Annotated in this window: 19 protein-coding genes; 6 read left to right on the top strand and 13 right to left on the bottom strand. The window is 44.6% G+C overall.

The window, feature by feature from the left end:
- Window positions 1-75: 75 nt before the first annotated feature.
- Both DC094_RS11905 and DC094_RS11900 read left to right on the top strand, forming a co-directional pair.
- Entirely contained in the window at window positions 76-852 is a 777-nt protein-coding gene (locus DC094_RS11905) for a hypothetical protein (RefSeq protein ID WP_133245533.1), read from the top strand.
- Between the two features lie 16 nt (window positions 853-868).
- Complete coding sequence (locus tag DC094_RS11900) at window positions 869-1,465, top strand: cysteine hydrolase family protein (RefSeq protein WP_116687332.1); 597 nt, start codon at window positions 869-871, stop codon at window positions 1,463-1,465.
- Window positions 1,466-1,545: 80 nt separating this feature from the next.
- Here the strand turns inward: DC094_RS11900 and DC094_RS11895 are convergent, their stop codons facing one another.
- Together DC094_RS11895 and DC094_RS11890 are read right to left on the bottom strand one after the other, a co-directional pair.
- Window positions 1,546-2,088, bottom strand: coding sequence for an adenine phosphoribosyltransferase (locus DC094_RS11895; RefSeq protein WP_116687331.1), 543 nt, complete (start codon window positions 2,086-2,088; stop codon window positions 1,546-1,548).
- Window positions 2,089-2,107: 19 nt separating this feature from the next.
- Window positions 2,108-3,397: an NCS2 family permease gene (locus DC094_RS11890; RefSeq protein WP_116687330.1), complete on the bottom strand. Its 1,290-nt coding sequence runs from the start codon at window positions 3,395-3,397 to the stop codon at window positions 2,108-2,110.
- 131 nt (window positions 3,398-3,528) lie between these two features.
- Here DC094_RS11890 and DC094_RS11885 point away from each other — a divergent pair, with 131 nt between their 5' ends.
- Window positions 3,529-4,125 (top strand): hypothetical protein, encoded by a 597-nt coding sequence (locus tag DC094_RS11885; RefSeq protein ID WP_116687329.1) that lies wholly within the window; start codon window positions 3,529-3,531, stop codon window positions 4,123-4,125.
- A gap of 142 nt (window positions 4,126-4,267) precedes the next feature.
- Here the strand turns inward: DC094_RS11885 and DC094_RS11880 are convergent, their stop codons facing one another.
- Complete coding sequence (locus DC094_RS11880) at window positions 4,268-4,948, bottom strand: pseudouridine synthase (protein WP_241504039.1); 681 nt, start codon at window positions 4,946-4,948, stop codon at window positions 4,268-4,270.
- A 388-nt stretch (window positions 4,949-5,336) separates the two neighbouring features.
- On the opposite strand from DC094_RS11880, the gene DC094_RS11875 reads away from it, so the two are divergent.
- Entirely contained in the window at window positions 5,337-6,146 is an 810-nt protein-coding gene (locus DC094_RS11875; protein ID WP_116687328.1) for a threonine/serine exporter family protein, read from the top strand.
- A gap of 3 nt (window positions 6,147-6,149) precedes the next feature.
- The gene (locus DC094_RS11870; protein ID WP_116687327.1) at window positions 6,150-6,641 is read left to right on the top strand and encodes a threonine/serine exporter family protein; all 492 of its coding nucleotides are present in this window, start codon (window positions 6,150-6,152) and stop codon (window positions 6,639-6,641) included.
- A gap of 60 nt (window positions 6,642-6,701) precedes the next feature.
- Here DC094_RS11870 and DC094_RS11865 read toward each other — a convergent pair whose 3' ends face one another.
- On the bottom strand, window positions 6,702-7,199 hold the full coding sequence (locus DC094_RS11865; RefSeq protein WP_116687326.1) for a hypothetical protein: 498 nt from the start codon (window positions 7,197-7,199) through the stop codon (window positions 6,702-6,704).
- A 171-nt stretch (window positions 7,200-7,370) separates the two neighbouring features.
- On the opposite strand from DC094_RS11865, the gene DC094_RS11860 reads away from it, so the two are divergent.
- Complete coding sequence (locus tag DC094_RS11860; RefSeq protein WP_178030900.1) at window positions 7,371-8,558, top strand: aminotransferase class V-fold PLP-dependent enzyme; 1,188 nt, start codon at window positions 7,371-7,373, stop codon at window positions 8,556-8,558.
- 60 nt (window positions 8,559-8,618) lie between these two features.
- On the opposite strand, the gene DC094_RS11855 is transcribed toward DC094_RS11860, so the two are convergent.
- From DC094_RS11855 to fabD, 9 genes are all read right to left on the bottom strand, one after another.
- Window positions 8,619-9,416 (bottom strand): TatD family hydrolase, encoded by a 798-nt coding sequence (locus tag DC094_RS11855; protein ID WP_116687325.1) that lies wholly within the window; start codon window positions 9,414-9,416, stop codon window positions 8,619-8,621.
- Window positions 9,417-9,489: 73 nt separating this feature from the next.
- Window positions 9,490-9,855: a PilZ domain-containing protein gene (locus tag DC094_RS11850; RefSeq protein WP_116687324.1), complete on the bottom strand. Its 366-nt coding sequence runs from the start codon at window positions 9,853-9,855 to the stop codon at window positions 9,490-9,492.
- Window positions 9,856-9,894: 39 nt separating this feature from the next.
- Complete coding sequence (gene holB / locus DC094_RS11845) at window positions 9,895-10,893, bottom strand: DNA polymerase III subunit delta' (protein WP_116687323.1); 999 nt, start codon at window positions 10,891-10,893, stop codon at window positions 9,895-9,897.
- On the bottom strand, window positions 10,890-11,525 hold the full coding sequence (tmk, locus tag DC094_RS11840) for a dTMP kinase (RefSeq protein WP_116687322.1): 636 nt from the start codon (window positions 11,523-11,525) through the stop codon (window positions 10,890-10,892). Before tmk ends, holB begins: the two co-directional genes overlap by 4 nt.
- Window positions 11,526-11,611: 86 nt before the next feature.
- Window positions 11,612-12,622 (bottom strand): endolytic transglycosylase MltG, encoded by a 1,011-nt coding sequence (gene mltG / locus DC094_RS11835; RefSeq protein WP_206605639.1) that lies wholly within the window; start codon window positions 12,620-12,622, stop codon window positions 11,612-11,614.
- Between the two features lie 30 nt (window positions 12,623-12,652).
- On the bottom strand, window positions 12,653-13,453 hold the full coding sequence (gene pabC / locus DC094_RS11830) for an aminodeoxychorismate lyase (protein WP_158527309.1): 801 nt from the start codon (window positions 13,451-13,453) through the stop codon (window positions 12,653-12,655).
- Window positions 13,454-13,820: 367 nt separating this feature from the next.
- On the bottom strand, window positions 13,821-14,054 hold the full coding sequence (gene acpP, locus DC094_RS11820; protein WP_116687320.1) for an acyl carrier protein: 234 nt from the start codon (window positions 14,052-14,054) through the stop codon (window positions 13,821-13,823).
- Between the two features lie 108 nt (window positions 14,055-14,162).
- Window positions 14,163-14,903 (bottom strand): 3-oxoacyl-ACP reductase FabG, encoded by a 741-nt coding sequence (fabG, locus tag DC094_RS11815; RefSeq protein ID WP_116687319.1) that lies wholly within the window; start codon window positions 14,901-14,903, stop codon window positions 14,163-14,165.
- 44 nt (window positions 14,904-14,947) lie between these two features.
- Window positions 14,948-15,883, bottom strand: a complete 936-nt coding sequence (gene fabD / locus DC094_RS11810; RefSeq protein ID WP_116687318.1) for an ACP S-malonyltransferase — start codon at window positions 15,881-15,883, stop codon at window positions 14,948-14,950.
- Between the last annotated feature and the right edge of the window lie 12 nt (window positions 15,884-15,895).

The raw sequence follows: 15,895 nt of genomic DNA, 5'->3' as shown, positions 1-15,895 counted from the left end.
AACACTATTGATATAAAAGATATTATCGTGTGGCGCTGGCTACAATTTATTCATTAAGAACAATATGGATGTTCAATGAATAAGCTGATAAGAAAAATATTTGTCATATCACTACTGTTAATGCTTTGCGCATGTGCCCAGCAGCCCGTTTTTCAGCTGAACCAAAGTGCGTTGAATCTATTTGAAAATACCCATCAGCAAACCAACCAGCAATGGTACAAATTAGCAGTGGTTTGGCATTGGCCTCAGGGTCAAAAAATAGACTGGTCGCTAGATGGATTACTTGCACATCAAGTTTTAGGGCCTTGGTTGATTGACTCTGAGCTAGATGATTTACGAGAAGCACCAAAATTGTGGCGTTTTCATCGTCGGGCTTTAAGAGAGGGCGGTCATCGGTTCAGTTTGTTAATTCTAGTGACGCCTGAGCAGGCTAAATCTTTAGAAATCTGGCTGGCCACTCAACCAATTTGGCACGAATTACAGCAGCAAGGTGTAATTGAAACAGCATCTTTGGATGTATTGCCACAAAATGATTTGCCATTATTAGCGGTGGGCGCAGACCCTATTTGGCCGGAAGATTTACAGCAGCAATGGCAATTTTATATTCATGGCGTTTCACGAATGTGGCTGGGGTTGCTGGGTTCTAGAGTGCAACAACAGCTGTTGGAAGATGACCCCAGGTCAGCGACTGAACTGGATTTAAAGCAGTTGTTGGCTTTATATCAAAAAGTACAAGATTCGATGACTATGCTGTGGCAAGAGCAGGGCAAGCATGCATTGCTGCATCATCTGAATGCAATTTTTGCTTACCAGCCTTTGGTGATAGATCAGCAGTGGTTGATTCAATTTTAAAGAAAGAGGGTTTGGGTTGGACAGTCAAAACAATAGTGCTCAGACAGAACCACGTACACTTCAAAGTAAAATTTTGGGGGTCTTAAGAGAGGAAGCCAAAGTATGTGGTGTAATCATTGATGAATCTGATCGTGATGACATGATCACAAACAATCAAATATCAATTTTGCATACCCTCAAAAGGCTTCAGCAGCCAACACTAATGATTTCTATGAATCCTAAAATTATCAATGACACGCATGAGATAGTGATTGGGCAGAATGTAAACATTGAACAGCTAACTTTGGTTAACAGGGTGTGCAATAAATCAGGAGTCAATCCATTTGATAGCATAACGAGTCCAAACCTTTTGCAGATGCTGAAAATCATGGGAGTCCAACCAGGTAGAGATTATCTCCTTTTAATGGGGTACTCGGCAGACTGTTGCGTTAAGGCAACAGCTGTTGGTTTTGAGTCAAGTGCTGAAAAAAACCAATCTAAAGGTGCGGTTCATTTGGGTTATAAAGTATTGACGAGTCCGTGCTTGCTGCATTATGCAAATGAAGCTTGGGATTATACTGAGCCGAGCTGGTGTGATTGTGATGGGGTTTTTAGTTATCGCCAGCTTTTCTAAATTACACTTAAATAGTCGGATGATGAAATTGTTAAAAAAAAGGAGCCCATTGGCTCCTTTAGCGATCTTGAAAGATCAACTTAGCTATCGCTAAAATCACACAAAGTGTAAACAGCGTAGTTGTTGTCTCTCAATTTGGCGGATCCGCCAAGCTCAGGCAAGTCAATAATAGAAGCAGCTTCTACTACTGTTGCACCGAGCTCTTCAACCAATTGACACGCTGCCAGCATAGTGCCGCCAGTTGCAATCAAGTCGTCGACCACCAGAACACGTTGACCTTCAGAGAAGGAGTCTTCGTGAACTTCGATTACAGCCGATCCATATTCCAGATCATAGCTACGAGAAACTGTACGCCAAGGCAATTTGCCTTCTTTGCGAACAGGAATCATAGATACGCCCAGCTGATGCGCTAAAGGCGCGCCAAGAATGAATCCGCGAGCTTCGATGCATGCCACAACGTCAATTTCTTGATTGCCATAGCGCTCAAGGAAAGCGTTGATTACTTTACGGAAAGTGTCCGGGCGTTGCAGGATAGTGGTGATATCGCGAAACATCACGCCTGGCTCCGGCCAATCAGGAACATTTCGAACTTGTTCCTTGATCAGGTCAGCACAACTGTTCATGCCGTATAATTACCTCGATTTAAAAAAATGCGTACTTACCCATAAAAACAACGGCAAGCACTACAAGGCTGATATTAAGCTCTTTGAAACGTCCAGCCATGGCCTTGATCATGACCCAGCTAATAAATCCGAGAGCAATACCTTCTGCTATCGAAAATGACAAGGGCATTGCCAAAGCAGTGATTACTACCGGTGCCGACTCAGTAATATCGTCCCAGTTAATTTCAACCAGACCTGAAGTCATTAACACCGCAACGTAAAGCAATGCGCCAGCCGTCGCATAGGGTGGAATCATACCTGCAAGTGGCGATAAAAACAGGCATAACAAAAACAGAATACCAACAACGCATGCGGTCATTCCGGTTCGACCGCCTGCAGCGACTCCAGAAGTACTTTCAATATAACTAGTTGTGGTAGACGTACCTAGCGCAGCACCAGCAACGGTTGCTAGAGAATCCGACATAAGCGCCTTGTTCAGGTGTGGGATGCTGCCATCTTTCTTCATTAAACCTGCTCGATGCGCTACGGCGACCAAAGTACCGCTGGTGTCGAACAAATCAACAAACAAGAATGCAAACACTACGCTGAGCATGCCAATTTCTAATGCGGCTGAAATGTCCATTGCAAGAAAGGTTGGCGCTAAGCTAGGTGGTAGAGAAACTGGCACTACTAGCTCAGTTTTTCCGAGCAAAATACTGGCAATAGTCACCAGTAAAATAGCAATCATCACCGCGCCAGGAATCTTTCTACTCACCAATGCAATGGTAAGGAAGAAGCCAAGTGCAGCCAACATAGGTTCAACCGCAGTAAGGTCGCCAAGTCCAACTAAGGTCGCCGGATTATCAACCACAATGCCAGAATTTTTAAATGCAATCAGTGCTAAAAAGAAGCCAATGCCCGCTGAAATACCCATTCTTAATGGCAATGGAATGGCATTGATAATCCATTGTCGAATCTTGAATGCAGACAGCAAGACGAACAAAATACCTGAAACGAAAACTGCACCCAGTGCTGCTTCCCAGCTATAACCCAAATCCAATACAACGGTGTAGGTGAAAAAAGCATTAAGCCCCATTCCCGGTGCTTGTGCGATGGGGTAGTTGGCGTACAAGCCCATAATAAAACAGCCGATGGCGGCCGCGATACAGGTTGCAACAAATACTGCGCCACGGTCCATTCCTGCATCGGCTAGAATTGCCGGGTTAACAAAAATGATATAAGCCATGGTGAGGAAAGTGGTAAAGCCAGCAATAATCTCAGTTCGAGGATTGCTGCCGAGTTCTGAAAGTTTGAATAGTTTTTCAAGCATTTGTTACACAGGAGGTGACCATTCGGTGCGGGCAATATACCCAGCTGAGCCTGACAAGCAACTGAAATATGACTTTTAGATGAAATTATTATCTTTTACTTACTGAACAGGTACTCTCAGGAGGGTATTGATTGATTATTCAATGTGTTATCTATGGCGCAAGATTGTTGGAAAAGACTGAAGGCCAGTTAACGTGTCAGAACCCAAAATGTTCTGAGCACTTTAAAAGGCATCTAGTTTATGACAAAGGTATGGAAAACAGTTTTCAGGTCACCATTCCACATCATCACAGTGAAATGACTGAGCCAGGCGAGGATCGTATTGAGCGTTATCAGCAACATTTGAAAGTGATAATTGATCAGGGGATTTTGGATTACTCCAGGCTGGAGCCTGATAACACTGAAGTTATCGATGATGATCCAGCTATTGAAACTGATGGTTTTCTAACTGATGCCTTTATTGAGCTGTGCACGTTATGTAAAGGCAGCTGTTGTAGTGGCGCAGCCGATCATGCACACCTTAAAGCACAAACGATTAGTAACCTCATCATGCAACAACAAGATGGCGCGCTTACCAGGCAGCAAATATTCGATCTGTATCTTGAAAAAATCCCTGAGCTTTCAATTACTAATTCTTGCATCAACCACACCAATAAAGGTTGTGCCTTGCCCAGTGATTTACGATCAGCGGTTTGTAATAGTTATTTTTGTCAGGGCTGCAATCAATAGATGAATTAGATGATTTTTACCGGCATGGAGATTCGATCTTGGCGGTCCAACGAAATTTTACCGATGCCGGATGGGCCGAAGAACACCAGGGTGAGTCAATAGAAAAAATTATCTGGTTGAAACCATCTGAAAATCAGCGCAGTTAAAATGGCAAGTTTGCTTCAAACTCAATCCAGTTTTCAGTCAACGGGTGCTTCAGCTTTAATTTCCAGGCATGCAAACACAAACGTTCGCTCAATGCTTTTACAGAATCGGTTGCATAGAACGCGTCACCAAGAATAGGGTGGCCAAGTGCTTTCATATGTACCCTAAGTTGGTGTGAACGACCGGTAATGGGCTTAAGTAGTATTCTGTTAATCAGGTTTTGTTGTAGCTGAAAACTTTCCAGTTTTTGCCAGATAGTTTGCGAAGGCTTTCCATGCTCATAACAAACTTTCTGCAGTGGGCGATTGGGCCAATCACAGATTAAAGGTAAATCAACCAAACCATCGTCGGCCGATAACTCGCCAGCAATCAGTGCTTGGTAATATTTGGTTGGAACGCGATCTTGAAACTGTCGGTTGAGGTTTTTCTGACTAGCCGCATCTAGAGCAAAAATCATCACACCTGAAGTCGCGCAATCTAACCGATGTACTACCAGCACATCTAACCCGGCTTGTTGCAAGCGAGAGGTCACACTGTCTTTAAGTACTCGGCCCGGAACAGACAACACGCCAGCGGGTTTATCTATCACAACAATATGTTGATCTTGATAAAGCACATCGATACCTGCGATTGAATCTAGGCCGGTGTTTTCAGTTGAGGCGATTGAACAGTCAGGCAAAGCGAACTCCAAAATTAACAGCTGTAACAAACAGGCGAAGCAGGTTGCTCAAAACAAACTTCGGCAGCAATCTTAGCCAAGTCAGCCAGCCATGCAAGCGAGCGTATCAGGTTTTGTTGCAAGAGCAGGGTTCTGGCTGCTGTTGCGTTAGATGTCAATATTAGTCAATTTAACATAATACATATTATGCGAAATTGTATAGGTATGATTTCACGAGAAATAACAAGCTTGCAGATGTTTACAGTTGGTAAGTTAAAGCACATTCATGATCTTACCCAATGTCAGGCTTGCTGTTGGTCAAAAACATAGTTGATAATGTTTCGGTGTTAGCTCTGATTGTCGGCAATTGCTGGGTAAAATAACCAGGTTCATTTAACGATTAGACACTATGGCCCAAGAAGTTCATTCTCAGCTCAAGCAACGTACTGCTTATTTACTACTAGATGTTGCCGCCATGCTGATGGCCGCAGGTGCTCATACCCAGCGAGTTGAAAGAAACCTTCAGCGCACTGCTGTAGCTTTAGGTTTTAAGGTAGAAGCTTTTTTTTCTTTATCGGGCATCACCTTAAGCCTTCAAGATCCAGGTCACTTGCCAATAACCGTTTTCAAGAAAATCACCAGTTACGGTGTTCAGCTAAGTATTGTTTCTGCAATTAGTCGCTTGAGTTGGAATACTTCAGAAGCTAATGGAAAGCCGCTAGCTGAAATGCTGGATGAAATTGAGCTCGAGTTACAACGAATATCAGCGATTCCTCATTATCCGAAGTTGCTGGTGATTTTTATGATTGCAGTCGCTGGAATGGCATTTTGTCGGGTAGCTGGTGGCGATATGTTGTCGGTAGTACTTACCGGTATTGCCAGTGCCACCGGGTTTGTCTGTAGAAATCACTTATTAGGTAAGCAACATAATTTGGCGGTTGCCTGGGCATCTGCATCGTTTGTTGCCAGTTTGATTGCCGGTGCGGGTACTCAATTATTAGTCATGGCCGGGTTCTCACTTGCCCATTCAGAAATTGCCGTCGCAACCTCGGTGCTCTTTTTGGTTCCCGGTGTGCCGATGATCAATAGCATTACTGATTTAATGCATGGCCACATGAGCCTTGGTTTGGGGCGCGCAATGCAAGGCACCGTGATTTCTTTTTCAATTGCGCTGGGCATTATTTTCAGCCACGCCCTGCTCTCTGCTTTAGGAGCTTGATCAATGGATATGATTTTGATCGAAAAAATCTTCTGGGCCACTGCAGCTGCTTTAGGTTTTGCAACCTTATTTACCGTGCCGCGCAGAACACTTTGGGCGGTTGCTGTGCTGGCAGCATTGGGATATGGCATTCGCGGACTTGCGCTTGAGGCTGAGCTGAGTCTGGTGCTGGCAACATTGTTAGCGTCGTGTTCTATGGGCGTGGTTGCAATTCAGTTTGCCCATTGGGTGCATACGCCAACCACGGTATTTATGGCGCCGGCGGTTATTCCGATGGTGCCGGGAATATACGCCTATCGCTTTATGATGGGATTATTAGACATTAGCACCCAGCAAAATGTTAACCCTCAAATTGTCGCTGAAACTGCCAGCAATGGATTAGTGACCGTTTTTGTGGTGCTTTGTTTGGCTGTGGGAGTTTCTTTGCCTTCACTGCTTTTTAAGAATAAAAGCGTTAAGGAAATTAGGCTGTTGCGTCGGATTTATAAAGTGTGATTTACAGGATTTCTTGTTTGGTAAGCCAGCCTCTTGAATAGATTCAAGAGGCTGGGGATTTTATGGATTGAAAGTGATTCCAACGCTCTTAATACTGCACTTGTTGTTTTTGTTATTTATGAAGAAACTATCGTAAATAATGTTGTTTGTGTAGCCACAACTAACGGCAATAAGATTGCCTGCACCGAAAGTAATATCTTTAGGTAATCCGCAAGTTAGTGTTGGGGTTGCAGTTACTGAACAAGTAATGGTTTGTACTGTATTTAGGCACGTTCCAGAACATACATTGCTGTAAATTTTATTAGAATTATCTGCAGCGTTGAACTCTGAATCAGCAGACCAAAAAAGAGCTACTTGTTTTTCTGTATCTGAAGTAATGGTGATTGATGTTGCGAACGTATTCGCACCTACCAGTGGTGCAGTTAATGTATGTTCCAGAGTTAATGTCCCTCCACCACTGCCTCCTCCACTCCCCGTTTCACCAGCATCAAATCCTCCGCCGCCACAAGCTACTAATAATGAAAGAGAAGCTAGTGCTACTAATGTTTTTATTTTCATCGAGTGGAAATCCTTTTAGAAATCAGTCGCGCTTATGGTAGCAAATGATCAAATTATTGATAGGAAGCGGGCTATAAAAAACACCATTGCCAGACAATTAAAAATTGATTGAATTGACTGCTTGGTGCAATCAAGCTTTGATAGTTGCAAATAAACAAAGCTTGAGCCGTTATGAGCCTTTCTGCCGATAAAAATAATAACGCTGCGATAATAGATCAATTGATTACTGATCAGTTCGACCAAAGCCAGCCCCATATTTACTTAAACCATGCGGCTGTCGGTGTTTGGCCAAAAGTAACCGGTCAGGCAGTGGCTGCTTTTGCGACAGAAAATGTTGCCTACGGCGCAAAAAATTATCCCGAATGGGAAAAACAATCGCAGCAACTGAAACAAAATATTGCTCGGCTGATTCATGCGACGGCGGATGAAATCAGTCTAGTGAAAAGCACTAGCGAAGCTTTATCGTTTGTAGCCAGTGGAATTGATTGGCAGGTCGGCGACAAAATAATTATCAGCGACCAAGAATTTCCTTCCAACCGAATGCCGTGGCAAGTATTAAAAAGTCGGGGCGTTGAGTTAATTGAAGTGAGTTTGGCCGATCGGCCAGAAGAACATTTGATTAATGCTTTGGCCGATAGCCAAGTAAAACTGCTTTCGGTTAGCTCGGTTATGTATGCGACGGGTTTGCGGTTAGATCTGAAAAAACTGGGCAAAGCGTGTAAAGCGGCGGGTATTTTATTTTGTGTCGATGCCATTCAGTCGATTGGTTTACACCCGATGGACGTGCAGAAAATTCAAGCCGACTTTGTGATGGCTGACGGCCATAAATGGATGCTTGGCCCAGAAGGTATCGGTCTGTTTTATTGCCGAGCGGAATTAAGAAACCAACTGAAGTTAACTCAGTTTGGTTGGCATATGGCCGAAGATTTCGGCAATTATCAAGCCGAACAATGGCAGCCAGCTAGCAATGGTCGCCGCTTTGAATGTGGCAGCCCAAATACTTTGGGAATCCATGCGCTAAATGCCAGCTTAAAATTATTACTAGATATTGGCATTGCTAAAATAAGCCAACAGGCGATTGGCCATAGGAATTATTTGGCACAACAGTTAAAGCAGATCACTGAAGTGACGGTGCTGGAAAATACCGGTGCGCTATCGCAACACACAGCGATTGTGGTTTTTAAGCATCATCAAATTGACAGTCAATTGTTGTATCAGCAACTGATGAATGCCGGTGTGGTTTGTGCTTGTCGTGGCGGCGGCATAAGGCTAGCACCACATTTTTATCATTCGAGCGAAAAACTTGAGCAAGCAGTACAAATAATTAAAGCGGTGATTGATCAACTGAAGCGGGATTGAGTCAGAGCTCCGCTCTAAAGCTCAGCCTTAAATCCCAACCCCGCTGCTGTTTAAATCTATTTACTTAGCCGATTTGCTGAATAACCGGTAATAGTTTTCAGTGGTTTGTTTGGCAAAAGTTTCGAAGCTTTCACCGCGTAATTCAGCTAGAAATTCTGCAGTATTACGAACGAAAGCCGGCTCACAAGGTTTACCGCGGAATGGGATTGGCGCTAAATAAGGGGAGTCAGTTTCAACCAGAATTCGATCGGCCGGTACTTGCCTGGCGACATCGCGTAAACTTTCGGCGTTCTTGAAAGTAACAATGCCGGAAAAAGAAATATAAAAGCCTAGCGCTAACGCTTGCTCGGCCATTTCCCAACTTTCGGTGAAACAATGCAATACACCGCGAAGTTTACCTTTACCCGCTTCCTTCAATAGTCGAATCGTATCTTCTCGTGCTTCTCGAGTATGAACAATTAATGGTAAATCTAACTGAACTGCTGCGTGAATATGGGTGGTAAACCACTGCTGCATTTGTTGTTTGTGATCTTGGCTGTAGTAATAATCCAACCCCGATTCACCAATCGCAACCACTTTAGGATGCTGTGCCAGCTCAACGAGTTTTTCGACTGTCGGCGCTAGTTCATTCTGATTGGTTTCATCTTCATCTTGTAAAGGATGAACGCCGACCGAGGCGCTGACAAAGTCATAATCTTCAGCGATTTTTAGCACTTGAGGAAAAGTTTTCAGATCGATGCCAACGCATAAAATATGATCGACACCCTGCTCTTTGGCCGCATCAAGCGCCTTTTCCAGCGAGCCGTCATATTTATTTAGTTTTAATCGATCAAGATGGGCGTGAGAGTCAACCAACATGAAAAATATCCTGCACAAATAAAAATGCCATGGTGCCTATTGAGCACCATGGCATAAAAAAACGGGTTACTTGCTACATGGTGTGAGTCGGGCGATCTGACTCTAGCGCACCGGCTAAGTAAGTTTCAATTTTGTTGCGAGCGGAGCCATTATCTTGGGCGCTAAACTGAACACCGATACCTGCGGCACGGTTGCCTTGGGCACCGCGAGGGGTGATCCAGACAATTTTACCGGCGACCGGTAATTTTTCAGTTTCTTCCATTAAGTTCAGCAGCATAAATACTTCATCACCCAATTGGTATTGTTTTACCGTTGGAATGAACAAGCCACCATTTTGTACGAAAGGCATGTATGCGGCATATAGAACGGCCTTGTCCTTTATGGTTAGCGAGAGTATGCCGTGACGTGTTCCTGGCTTAGGCGCTGAATTGGCACTCATGTTTCCATCTCACAATTAGATTATTCCATTACCCACAGTCTATACGCTGAATGGGCGAGTTTGAAATTGTTTAGTCTGTGATGTGAACAGACTCTCTAGCGCAATTTGCAGATTAGGATTTTGCCCGCTTGCCAAGGCCGCTGACAACTGCAAGGTTTGCTCAAGTAGCATGTGCAGTGCTTTCGAGCTGACCATTGGCAATTGTTGGTAACTTTTTAGCAAATCTGGCTGTTGTAATCTGACTGTCGAAGCATTATTGGTCTGACTCAAGCGAATCAAATCTTGCAACCACTGGCTGATCAATAACAAAAGATGATCTGGTGATTCCGACTTCACTTGCTCAGCTAATGTAATCGGATTTAATTTTTGAAACAGTAACTGGTTCCACAATTCAAACAAATTATTTCTTTGCTGCAAAAAACCGTTGTTGATTCGATCCAATGCAACAAATGGCGCCTGATGACAGGAAGCTAAAACGGTAGCGGCCTGCTGCGGGTCAACTTGATGTGCTTGAGTCAGCCATTGGCAGCCTTGCTCAATTGACGGCGCATGAATATGTAGCTGTAAACAACGGCTGCGCACTGTTGCTGGTAAGCGCATCGGTTGTTGGGCAACCAACAAAAGACTGCAATCGCCATTAGGTTCTTCCAGCGTTTTAAGCAATGCGTTGGCCGAAGCAATATTCATCGCTTCTGCTGGCTGAATCAGTACGCTTTTGCCGCGGCCATAGCTGGAGGTTGAAGTGACAAAACCAATCAATTTTCGAATTTGATCAACTTTAATCAGCTTGCCGTCTGGCTCAATAATCACTAAATCGGGATGACTGCCTGCCTGAATCAAATGGCAACTTTTGCACTGGCCACAAGCAAAGCCATCAGGGCTCGGCGCGGCGCATAATTTTCCGGCAGATAAATGGTCCGCCAGTAATCGCTTGCCCAGTCCTTCAACGCCTTGCAATAAAATAGCGTGGTGCTGACGATCACTGCGTAATTGTCGCCATTGTTCGATTAACCAGGGAGGAAGTGCCGCCAGCGTCAAATTAAGTGCTCCTGGATCAAGCTTTCTAATGTTTTCGCTAGATCTATTTGTACATCAAGCAATGGCTGGTCAGCATTGACCGTTTGATAACGATTGGGTTCTTGCTGGGCCATTTTCAAATATCCTTCGCGAACCCGTTGGAAAAAATCAATTTTTTCCTGTTCAATGCGATCGGTCTCACCTCTGTCCCATGCACGCTGCATGCCCACTTCGGCTGGTGCATCAAGCAAAATGGTGGTGTCGGGCATTAAATCAGCATGGGTAATTTGTGCTAGCTGCTGCACCATTTGCAGATCCATTCCGCGGCCATAGCATTGATAAGCCATAGTGGCATCGGTAAATCGACTACAAATTACCCATTCACCGCGATCCAAAGCAGGCTTAATTCTTTCTGCTAGGTGCTGTGCACGTGAAGCAAAGAACAGCAACATTTCACATAACGGGCTGACTTTTTCATCGCGATGCACCAGCAGCAGCTGGCGAATTTCTTCAGCCAGAGGCGTGCCGCCAGGTTCGCGCGTTAAATGGCAGGTGATGCCGCGATCTTCCAACCATGCTTTAGCAAAATCGATGTTGGTTGTTTTACCAACGCCTTCAATACCTTCAAATGTAATAAATTTTCCGTGGCTCATTCGATCTTCTATCTGTAGTGAGAATTGGTAGCCATGCAATTGATCGTCATGCCGTCAGTTCTCTGGAATAAAATAATGACCAGCTGTTATTTCTTGAGCTGATATTTACGGACCGCACGATTATGCTGCTTAAGGTTATCGGAAAACTTGTGACCACCGTTACCGGTTGCGACAAAGAATAGCGATTTTCCTTCTGCCGGATGTAACACGGCATCAATCGCTTCGCGACCCGGCAGTGCGATAGGTGTTGGCGGCAAGCCTCGAATTACATAAGTGTTGTAATCGGTTCTTTGTCGTAAATGCTTTCGGGTGATATTGCCGTCGAAAGTATCGCCTAAACCATAAATAACCGTTGGGTCAGTTTCCAATCGCATCCGTTTTTGCATTCGGCGGGTAAACACCCCTGCAATTTCAGGGCGCTCAGAAGCTAAGCCGGTTTCTTTTTCAACAATCGAAGCCAGAATCAAAGCTTGGTAAGGCGTTTTAATCGGCAGATCTTCCTGACGCTTTGGCCAGACTTTATCCAAATATACCTGCATTGCATTATATGAGCGCTTTAAAATATCTAAGTCGCTATCACCAACTGACAACAAATAAGTATCAGGCAAGAACAAACCTTCCGGATGGCGGTCACCCTGCCCCAGTTTTTCCATGATTTGCTGATTAGATAACCCTTTGAGGGTCACTTTGATTCTGGAATGACTTTGTACTGCTCGCAACATTTGGCGAAAGCTCCAGCCTTCGACCAGCGTAATGGGGTACTGAATGACATCGCCCTTCACCAGTTTTTGTAAGAATTGCTCAGGTGTAATACCAAATGGCAATAAATAGCTACCGGCTTTAATTGAATGACTGTTGCCTTGTAGTTTTGCCAGTAGCTTTAGATAAAGGGCTTTTTCGATCCAACCTTTTTGCTGTAGGTCTTGGGCAACTCGACTGAGATTACTTCCATTGCTAACCGTTAGCTCAACCGAGCGCATTGGAAAATTCAGCGGTGTATTTTTGAATAAATTAAATTCTTGCCACATCCAGCCAAAAGCTAAGCTGATAAATAGTAATGAAATAGCAGCAATTTTTACAATCAGGTTTTTTTTCAAGGTTAAACTCTTTCTCTGGGCCAGATATGGCTATTTATGGTCCATCAGTTTGTGCTGCAAGTGCTGATATTCAGTGCCGGTGCCTAATGCTTGATCATTGAGGCTTTCCAGTTTTCGAATACCTTGAGCGGCATTGCAAACAATCACTTCGTCGGCAGAAAAAAGCTGCTCTGGCAAAGCGCATATCAGGTTTAATTGCTGGTCTAATTGGTTAATTAACCATTCTCGGGCAACACCGTGTACGCCGCAGCTTGTTAATTCCGGAGTAAACCATTTCTGGCCTTTACGCCAAAAAAGATTGCTGCTGAGCCCTTCAACCAAATAGCCCTGTTGGTCGAGCATAATCGCTTCTTTACCTACCGGCGTGTGGGCGCTAGCCATTACCTGGTCCAGCCGATTGAGGTGCTTGATACCGGCCAGTGCCGGTTGAGATGACAAACGATAGTCAGATAACCAGCCCGCAATCGACTGCTGTTTTAGCGGTTGCGCGGCAAACCATTGAATGAGCAATTCAGGCGTGGCTTGTAAATCTGGTTGGTAGCCTCTTTGGGTCATGCCGCGGCTAACGGTGATTCGTAAAATTGCTTGCTCGGCTAATTCAGGTTGAATGTGTTCTAGCTGGCGAATAATTTCAGCAGCATCTGGCGCTGTAATTTTTAATGCTCGGCAATCACGCTGCAAGCGCTGAATATGTTGTGCGAGCAGTATAAAGCGATTGTTTTGATACCTCAGGGTGGTAAAACAGCCATCGCCAAAACAAAAGGCGCGTGTTAATGGCGGTGTTTCAATCCGCTGGCCGTTATATAACGCAGTTGCAGATTTGGAGTTCAAGAGATTTGTCATCTTTGCTAGTTATCTATTTGTTTTTACTTGCTTCATATACCCAAGCCATTTCAAGATGTGCGTTCAGGATCTCTGAGCGAATCATGATCAAGGCAGCTCTTTTTAGTAATGGTTGTTCCCTTAAAAAGAGAGGTAACAATGAGCAGGGTTTGCTCAGAGATCCCCAAAGGGCTGGTTTAGAAACGTTTTATACTTCGTTGTTGATTTTGAAAAGAGAACGACCATTAACTTCAATCAACGTCTCGCCTAAAGACGTTTCTAATTCCAGCTGAATCCTGCACCTTAAAGTGGTTTGGGTATAACAAAACGGGGCTGCAAAAAGCAGCCCCGTTTAGACTTTTCAGTCAGGCACTAATTACTGGTTAGCCAGTACATAGTCGGTAGCCTGCTGAACAGTAGTGATCTTCTCTGCGTCTTCGTCAGGAATCTCAGTTTCGAATTCTTCTTCCAGAGCCATTACCAGCTCAACAGTATCTAGGGAGTCAGCGCCTAGATCGTCAACGAAGGAAGCTTCGTTTTTAGCATCTTCTTCCTTACAACCCAGCTGCTCGACAACGATTTTTTTTACGCGCTCTTCGATAGTACTCATTAATCTTTTCCTCTAGTAGATCGCAGCTGAGAGCTGCGATGCTATTTTATTGAAACAATTTAAAGTTGCAAGCGGTCTATTGTAAATCTAACTCACAACATGACGGGATTAACCCATGTAGAGACCACCGTTAACTGCAATGGTCTCGCCAGTGATGTAACCGGCATTTTCAGACGTCAGAAACGCCGCAGTATGCGCGATTTCTTCAGGCTGTCCAAAGCGCGGTACGCTAACATTCGCAAGTAATGCGCTGCGTTGCTCTTCAGATAATTCTTTAGTCATGTCGGTATCAATAAAACCTGGAGTAATTACGTTAACTGTAATACCGCGGTTACCGATTTCTTTTGCTAATGAACGAGAAAAACCGATTAAACCTGCTTTAGCAGCAGCATAATTGGTTTGTCCTGCGTTGCCCATCTGGCCAACGACTGAACCGATTGTGACAATTCTGCCCCAACGTGCTTTCATCATGCCGCGCATACAAGCTTTGCTAAGGCGGAAAACTGAACTCAAGTTAGTTTGGATAATGTCGTCCCACTGATCATCTTTCATGCGCATCAGCAAGTTGTCGCGAGTAATACCCGCATTATTAACCAAAATAGCCGGTGCACCAAATTCAGTGGTGATTTCAGAGATCAGGCCAGTAATGCTTTCTGGCTCAGTGACGTTAAGCACTTTGCCACAACCTTTCAGGCCCAACTCTGCAAAATATGCGGAAATTTTCTCCGCGCCAGCAGCGCTGGTTGCAGTTCCAATAACCTGGTGACCTTCCCCAGCAAGCTTAATCGCGATTGCGCGACCAATACCGCGGCTAGCGCCAGTTACTAATGCAACTCTTTGCTCAGACATTTTGCTTTCCTATGTATTAGTTAACTAGTTAATGGGCAAAAGCCTTAGCCATTAACCATCGTAGTCATTTTTTCCAATCCAGCAGGTGTTTCAATGCTGCCGGCAGTCAAACCACGAACGATGCGCTTAGTTAAGCCAGACAAAACTTTGCCGGAACCACATTCAACCAGTACTTCAACGCCTAAACCATGCAAGGCCTCAACGGTTTCTACCCAGCGAACCGGTGAAAACAGTTGTTGCTCCAATGCCTGGCGAATTGAGTCAGCTTCTTGGCGAGGCTGCGCATCAACATTATGAATCACAGTGATTTCAGGCGTATTAAAAGTCAAAGCTGACATTTTCTCTGCCAGTTTTTCAGCAGCTGGTTTCATTAAAGCGCAATGAGAAGGGACGCTAACCGGCAGATCAACTACCTTTTTTGCGCCTAATTCTTTACAAGCTGCTGCCGCACGTTGCACCGCTGCTTTTTCACCAGCAATTACTACCTGACCTACAGCGTTGTAGTTAACTGCTGAAACCACATCGCCTTGCGCTTGTTCTGCGCAGGTTTGTTCAATCACAGCATTGTCTAAGCCGAGAATGGCCGCCATAGCGCCCTTTCCTTCTGGAACGGCTTGTTGCATTAACTGACCACGCAAGTGTACCAGCTGAATAGCTTCTTTAAAGTCAATCACACCAGCACATACCAAGGCGGAATATTCGCCTAAGCTATGACCGGCTAAAGCAACCGGTTGCTCGCCAGAGGTTTGCTGCCATACGCGATAAAGCGCAACACTGGCGGCCAGTAAAGCTGGCTGAGTATGCTGGGTTTGGCTCAGCATGTCGGCATCTTCCTGACATACCTGCCAAAGGTCATAACCTAATGCTTGCGAAGCTTCGGCAAAAACCTGCTGAACAATCGGCTGGCTCTCTGCCATTTCTGACAGCATGCCGAGGCTTTGTGAGCCCTGACCGGGAAATACAAATGCAAATTTAGTCATAATCGCAGTAGA

Source organism: Pelagibaculum spongiae (genome assembly GCF_003097315.1).
Lineage (GTDB): Bacteria > Pseudomonadota > Gammaproteobacteria > Enterobacterales > Pelagibaculaceae > Pelagibaculum > Pelagibaculum spongiae.
Note: the sequence above shows the minus strand (reverse complement) of the source record. Positions and strands in the feature narration are given on the sequence as shown.

Coding starts and splice junctions, on each gene's coding strand:
- DC094_RS11905 (WP_133245533.1), top strand. CDS start 76: ATGAATAAGCTGATAAGAAAAATATTTGTCATATCACTACTGTTAATG.
- DC094_RS11895 (WP_116687331.1), bottom strand. CDS start 2,088: ATGAACAGTTGTGCTGACCTGATCAAGGAACAAGTTCGAAATGTTCCT.
- DC094_RS11890 (WP_116687330.1), bottom strand. CDS start 3,397: ATGCTTGAAAAACTATTCAAACTTTCAGAACTCGGCAGCAATCCTCGA.
- DC094_RS11875 (WP_116687328.1), top strand. CDS start 5,337: ATGGCCCAAGAAGTTCATTCTCAGCTCAAGCAACGTACTGCTTATTTA.
- DC094_RS11870 (WP_116687327.1), top strand. CDS start 6,150: ATGGATATGATTTTGATCGAAAAAATCTTCTGGGCCACTGCAGCTGCT.
- DC094_RS11865 (WP_116687326.1), bottom strand. CDS start 7,199: ATGAAAATAAAAACATTAGTAGCACTAGCTTCTCTTTCATTATTAGTA.
- DC094_RS11860 (WP_178030900.1), top strand. CDS start 7,371: ATGAGCCTTTCTGCCGATAAAAATAATAACGCTGCGATAATAGATCAA.
- DC094_RS11855 (WP_116687325.1), bottom strand. CDS start 9,416: ATGTTGGTTGACTCTCACGCCCATCTTGATCGATTAAAACTAAATAAA.
- DC094_RS11850 (WP_116687324.1), bottom strand. CDS start 9,855: ATGAGTGCCAATTCAGCGCCTAAGCCAGGAACACGTCACGGCATACTC.
- tmk (WP_116687322.1), bottom strand. CDS start 11,525: ATGAGCCACGGAAAATTTATTACATTTGAAGGTATTGAAGGCGTTGGT.
- acpP (WP_116687320.1), bottom strand. CDS start 14,054: ATGAGTACTATCGAAGAGCGCGTAAAAAAAATCGTTGTCGAGCAGCTG.
- fabG (WP_116687319.1), bottom strand. CDS start 14,903: ATGTCTGAGCAAAGAGTTGCATTAGTAACTGGCGCTAGCCGCGGTATT.
- fabD (WP_116687318.1), bottom strand. CDS start 15,883: ATGACTAAATTTGCATTTGTATTTCCCGGTCAGGGCTCACAAAGCCTC.